The 6,178-nt window shown below is 70.7% G+C and carries 3 protein-coding genes; 2 read left to right on the forward strand and 1 reads right to left on the reverse strand.

The window, feature by feature from the left end; all coding sequences use genetic code 11:
* Both ACLQI9_RS10225 and ACLQI9_RS10230 read left to right on the forward strand, forming a co-directional pair.
* On the forward strand, positions 1 to 188 hold a 188-nt coding region (locus ACLQI9_RS10225; protein ID WP_442391630.1), incomplete at its 5' end, for a hypothetical protein.
* 14 nt (positions 189 to 202) lie between these two features.
* Complete coding sequence (locus tag ACLQI9_RS10230) at positions 203 to 5,740, forward strand: ATP-binding protein (RefSeq protein WP_442391632.1); 5,538 nt, start codon at positions 203 to 205, stop codon at positions 5,738 to 5,740.
* Here the strand turns inward: ACLQI9_RS10230 and ACLQI9_RS10235 are convergent.
* On the reverse strand, positions 5,729 to 6,178 hold a 450-nt coding region (locus ACLQI9_RS10235), incomplete at its 5' end, for a 4'-phosphopantetheinyl transferase superfamily protein (RefSeq protein ID WP_442391634.1). The two genes, ACLQI9_RS10230 and ACLQI9_RS10235, sit on opposite strands and share 12 nt — an antisense overlap.

The raw sequence follows: 6,178 nt of genomic DNA on the forward strand, positions 1-6,178 counted from the left end.
GGGCGCCGGCGGAGCGGGCCGGGCTGGTCGCCACCGCACGGCCGGACGGGCACGGGGGCTTCGACTGCACCGTCCGCGACGACGAGGGCACGCTCGTGTTGCGGCTCGACGGGTACCGCACGGTGCCGCTGCCGAACCCGCCGCCGCCGGATGTCGTCGCCCCGATGCGCTCGGTCATGCGCGGCTGAGGAGACGTACCGATATGGACAGGCAGATCCGACGGCTGGCGATCGTCAACCGCGGTGAGCCCGCCGTCCGTGCACTGACCGCGGTGGCGGAACTCAACCAGGCCGGCGACCAGCCACCGATCCGAACCGTTGTGCTCTACACCGACCCGGATGCCGACGCGTGGTTTGTGCGGGAGGCCGACGAGGCCGTGCCGCTCGGCACCGCGACGTTCGTCGACCCGGTCGACGGCACCCGTCGGTCGCGGTACCTGGACGAGACGGCGGTCATGGCGGTGCTGCGCGGCGCCGAGGTGGACGCGGCGTGGGTGGGCTGGGGATTCCTGGCCGAAAGCGCCTCGTTTGCCCAGGCGTGTGAGGAGGCCGGCATCGTGTTCGTCGGCCCGGACAGCGCCACGATCCGACGGCTCGGCGACAAGGTGGCTGCCAAGCGGGTCGCCGAGCAGGCCAACGTCCCGGTGGTGCCGTGGAGCGACGGGCCGGTCGATGACGTCGCCACGGCGACCGCGGTCGCGGCGCGGCTCGGGTACCCGGTGGTGGTCAAGGCGTCCGCGGGCGGGGGCGGGCGCGGGATCAGGATGGTTCGCACCGACGCCGAACTCGCCGCGGCGCTGCCGTCTGCGCGCGCCGAGGCGCAGCTCTTCTTCGGCGACCCCACGGTCTTTATGGAGCAGCTCGTGCCGACCGCTCGCCACGTCGAGGTCCAGGTGATCGGCGACGGATACGGCACCGTGTGGGCGGTGGGCGTGCGTGACTGTACGCTGCAACGCCGGCACCAGAAGGTGCTGGAGGAGTCGGCGTCGACGGTGCTCGACGCCGACGGCGAACAGGCGATCCGCGATGCGGCGGTCCGGCTGACCGCCGCCGCGGGCTACCACAACGCGGGCACAGTGGAGTTCCTGGTCGACCCGGACACCGGGAGCTTCCTGTTTATGGAGGTCAACACCCGGCTGCAGGTGGAGCATCCGATCACGGAGGCGAGCACCGGGCTGGACCTGGTGAAGCTGCAGCTACACGTCGCGCAGGGCGGCCGGCTCACCGGCTCGCCGCCGCGGGTGTTCGGGCACGCGATCGAGGCGCGGCTGTGTGCCGAAGACCCCGAGAACGCGTTTACGCCCGCGCCGGGCCGGCTGGCCCGGCTCCGCCTGCCGGCCGGCAGCGGGATCCGCGTTGACGCGGGTGTGCGCGAAGGCGATCGGATCCCAGCCGAGTTCGACTCGATGATCGCCAAGATTGTGGCGTGGGGGAACGACCGCGCGGAGGCCATCGCACGACTCAGTCGGGCGCTGCGCGAGACCACGGTGGTGGTCGAAGGCGGCACCACCAACCGGTCGTTTCTGCTGACCCTGCTCGACCGGCCGGAGGTGCGCGGCGGGCACTACGACAACCACTGGCTGGACCGGTTGACCGGCGAGGGGGCGCACCTGCCAGCCCCGGATCCGGTTGCCCTGCTGGTGGCCGCCGTGGATTCGTATGACCTCGACGAGGCCGCCGAGCAGGCCGCGTTCCATGCCCGCGCGGCGCGAGGCGGTGCCGAGTCCGCGGCCGAGGTGGGTCACCGGTGCCGCCTCCGCTATCGGGGCCAGCAGTACGACCTGCACGTTTACCGCACCGGCCGCGAAACCTACCGTGTCACATCCGGCGCCGGCACCGCGGATGTCACGGAATCCTACCGAGACGGATACGAGCGGCGGGTGGTCGTTGGCGACCGGGTGCACCGCGTGGTCTCGGTCGTGGAAGGAGCCATCGTGCGGGTTGACGTCGACGGCGCGGCCCACGCCGTGTCCCGCGACGACGGTGGCGTCGTGCGCTGCCCCGGACCGGCCTTCGTGCTGTCGGTCGTCGTCAAACCCGGTGATGAGGTCGGCGAGGGTGACCCGCTGGCGGTCGTGGAAAGCATGAAAATGGAAACCACCATCACCGCACCGTTCGCCGGCACCGTCGCTTCCGTCGAAACCGCCGCGAACGTGCAGATCGAGGCCAGTGCGCCGGTGGTCCGCATCGCGACGTCCGAAGCCGCTCACGACCACGTCGCCCACGTCGCGGGCGCGGTCGACTTCGCCGGACTCACCGCGGTCGAGCCACCAGGCACACCACCCTGCGAGCGGGTGTATGGGGCACTGGGTTCCTACCTGCTCGGCTACGACCTGGACCCGGGCTCGGTGAGTGCAATGCTGACCCGGCAGCGCCGGCTCGGCGAGATCGCTCCGCCGGCCGACACCGAACTGCTGCGCTGCGAGGACAGCCTGCTGGATCTGTTCGCCGACGTCGGCTCGCTCTACCGGCCGCGCAGCGACATGGAGCCGGAGGAGGAGTACGTCGCCGGCAGCGCCCAGGAGTACCTGCTGTCCTACCTGCAGTGGCTGGACGCGGATCGGGCCGGCCTGCCCGACTCGTACCGGCAGCGGTTGGAGCGTGCGCTGCTGCGCTACGGCGTGCGCGGCCTGGATCGCACCCCCGAACTCGAAGAAGCCGTGGTCTGGATGTTCCGCTCGTTTCGCCGGGCCAACGAGCTGGTACCGGCAGTGACCGCCATCCTCGAGCGCCGGCTCCGCCACCAAGCCGAGCTGGCGCAGGTGGCCGACGCCGAGATGCGGGCCCGGCTTGACCGTCTGGCGGCCATCCAGGGTCGCCAACGGGTGGTCGCCGACTTGGCCCGCGACGTGCGGTTCCACTACTTTGACGAGCCGCTGCTCGAGGTCGTCGTCGCCGAGGAGTACGCCCGGGCGGAGCGCGATCTCGATGCGTTGCTCGACGATCCCGACGGCGCCGACCGGGCCGAGCGGATCGACCGCCTTGTCGCCTGCCCGCAGCCGCTGCGCGCCGAGCTGTTGCGGCGGTGGCGCAGCAGCAGCGACCCCGGACCGCGCCGGGCGCTGCTGGAGGTCAACATCCGCCGGTTCTACCGGATCAGGGAACTGCGTGACCTGGCGGTCAACGAACATGACGGGCGGCTGCTGGGTGCCGCCGACTACGACGACGAGGGCAAGACCATCCACCTGGTCGCCGCGTACGCGCCGCTGACCGAACTGCCGGAGCTGTCCCGGGCGATCGCCGGGCACCTGGCCACGGTCGACGTCGGGCGGGAGGTCGTGGTGAGTCTGGCGCTGTGGCGGCACGGCGAGACCGCTGATATCGACGCCGTCATCGCCGAGGCCGACAAGCTCCTGGCCAGCTGCGACTTCGGGCGCCTGTTGCACCGCCTTGACCTCACCGTGACCACCGTCGAAGGGGCGGCCCCGGAGCGCTTCCGCACCCATCACGTGACCTACCGCCAGCGGGACGGGCAGTACGTCGAGGACCCGCTCTACCGCAATCTGCACCCGATGCTCGCCAAGCGTCTGGACCTTTGGCGCCTGGGGAACTTCAAGCTGCGCCGGCTGCGCTCGGCCGAGGACGTGTACGTATTCCACGGCGTGGCCCACGACAATCCCGCCGATCAACGGCTGTTCGCGCTGGCCGAAGTGCGCGACCTCACCCCGGCCCGGGACGCCAGCGGTGCGGTGCGCTACCCGCGGCTGGAGCTGATGGGCTTGGAGGCCCTGTCGGCGATGCAGGAAGCGCTCGCGACGTTCGACGGGCGGGACCGGCCGGCGGCCAACCGGATAGTGCTCTATGTCCGGCCGCCGTGGGATGTGCCGCGCGACGCGTGGACCGAACTGGCCCGGTCGTTGGCGCCGCTGGCCATCGGTGCCGGCCTGGAAAAAGTCGTGCTGCGAGTACGGTTCCCCGACGGTCGCGACCATGTGCTGGAGGTGGAGGGGCTGGACGGGGGCGTGACGGTGCGCGAACGCCCGCCGGGGCAGGAGCCGATCAAGTCAATGACGCTGTACCGGCAGAAGGTGCTGCGGGCCAACCGCTTCAACACGCCGTACCCGTATGAGATCGTGCGGATGCTCACCCCTCCGGCCGAGGCGGTATCGCGGTTTCCCCCAGGGCAGTTCGTCGAGCACGACCTGGACGAGCACGAAGACCTCATACCGGTGTCGCGACCGTATGGGATGAACACCGCCAACATCGTTGTCGGTCTGCTGCGCAACGACACCGAGAAGGTGCCGGAAGGGATGACCAGGGTCGCGCTGTTAAGTGACCCGACCCGCGGGCTGGGCAACCTGGCCGAGCCGGAGTGCCGGCGGATCATCGCGGGGCTCGACCTGGCCGAGCGGATGCGAATACCGGTCGAATGGTTCGCGCTGTCGTCTGGGGCGCTGATCGCGATGGACAGCGGCGTCGAGAACATGGACTGGATTGCCGCGGTGCTGCGACGCCTCGTCGAGTTCACCCAGGGCGGCGGGGAGGTGAACCTCGTGATCACCGGGGTGACCGTGGGCGGCCAGCCGTACTGGAACGCCGAGGCAACCATGCTGATGCACACCCGCGGCATCCTGGTGATGACACCTGCCAGCGCGATGGTGCTGACCGGCAAGCAGGCGCTGGATTTCTCCGGCGGTGTGTCGGCCGAGGACAACTTTGGTATTGGCGGCTTCGACCGGATCATGGGACCCAACGGCCAGGGCCAGTACTGGGCGCCCACCCTCGCCGACGCGTGCGACATCCTGCTGCGCCACTATGAGTACAGCTACGTCGTGCCCGGTGAGAGGTGGCCGCGTAGGCGCACCACGGCCGACCCGGTAGACCGTGACGTGCGATCGGCGCCGCACGCCCGGGTCGCGGGCTCCGACATGGCGACGGTCGGGGAGATCTTCTCCGCCTCTCACAACGCCCAACGCAAGAAGCCGTTCGATATGCGCTCGGTGATGCGGGCGGTGGCCGACACCGACTCGGTGCCGCTGGAGCGGTGGGGCGAATGGCGCGCCGCCGAGACCGCGATCGTGTGGGATGCGCACGTCGGCGGCATTCCGGTGTGTCTGCTCGGGATCGAATCGCACACGGTGCCCCGCCGCGGATTTGTGCCGGCTGGCGGCCCGTCCGAGTGGTCCTCGGGCACTCTGTTTCCCCAGTCGTCGCGCAAGCTGGCACGCGCGATCAACGCCGCCAGCGGCAACCGCCCGCTTGTCGCGCTGGCGAATCTGTCCGGCTTCGACGGCTCGCCGGAGTCCATGCGCCGCTGGCAACTGGAGTACGGTGCCGAAATCGGCCGCGCGGTGACCAACTTCCGCGGCCCGATCGTGTTCGTGGTGGTCTCCCGCTACCACGGGGGTGCTTTCGTGGTGTTCTCCAAGCCGCTTAACGAGGGGCTGGAGATCGCCGCTGTGGAGGGCTCATTCGCATCGGTGATCGGCGGCGCGCCGGCCGCTGCCACCGTGTTCGCCCGAGAGGTGAACGCGCGCACCCAGCGGGATCCCGAAGTACGCGAGGCGGCCGATGCGGTGCGCGAGGCGAGTGGGTCCGACGCGGGCACGGCGCGGGCCCGGCTCGTCGAGATCACTGCGACGGTCCGCGCCGCGAAGCTCAGCGAAGTCGCCGACGAGTTCGACAAGATCCACACCGTCCAGCGGGCGCTCGCGGTGGGCTCGGTGGACCGCATCGTCCCCGCCGAGACGCTGCGCCCCTACATTGTCGATGCCCTCAACCGGGGGATGTCACAGGTATAGCGGCCGGTCCAGCCAGGAGTGCCGGGGTTCTGCTGCCGCCAGCACTGCTGGGTCGCCGAGGGCGAGCGGCGGCGGGATCCGCACCTCCGTGGCGACGGTAAGCAGAAATCGGCCTTCGCGCCGCCACCAGCCGGGGAACGCCGTCCCCTCGGAGGCACGCACCGTTAACTCACCCCAGCCGTCGGCGCGCGGCGCGGCCACCGTTACCTCGACGGTGCGGGTGTCCCGGCGCAGCCCGGTGCGGAGCACCTTCAGCGCGCTTTCCTTCGCCGACCACACCAGATTCGCGCCCATGTCGCGCTCGTCACCGGCCGCGCGTGAGGCAATCCACCGCTGCTCGGCCGCGGTGAAGAAGTCGCGGACGAAGCCGGGCGTGCGCGGCTCCACCAGCTCCAGGTCGCAACCGACCGCCAGCGGCCCGGTCGGCGACGTCACACA

The sequence above is a fragment of the Mycobacterium sp. genome, assembly GCF_052143115.1.
Taxonomy (GTDB): Bacteria; Actinomycetota; Actinomycetes; order Mycobacteriales; family Mycobacteriaceae; genus Mycobacterium.

Bases quoted from the DNA above. Each gene is read 5' to 3' on its own strand.
- ACLQI9_RS10230 (WP_442391632.1), top strand. From the start codon at position 203: ATGGACAGGCAGATCCGACGGCTGGCGATCGTCAACCGCGGTGAGCCC.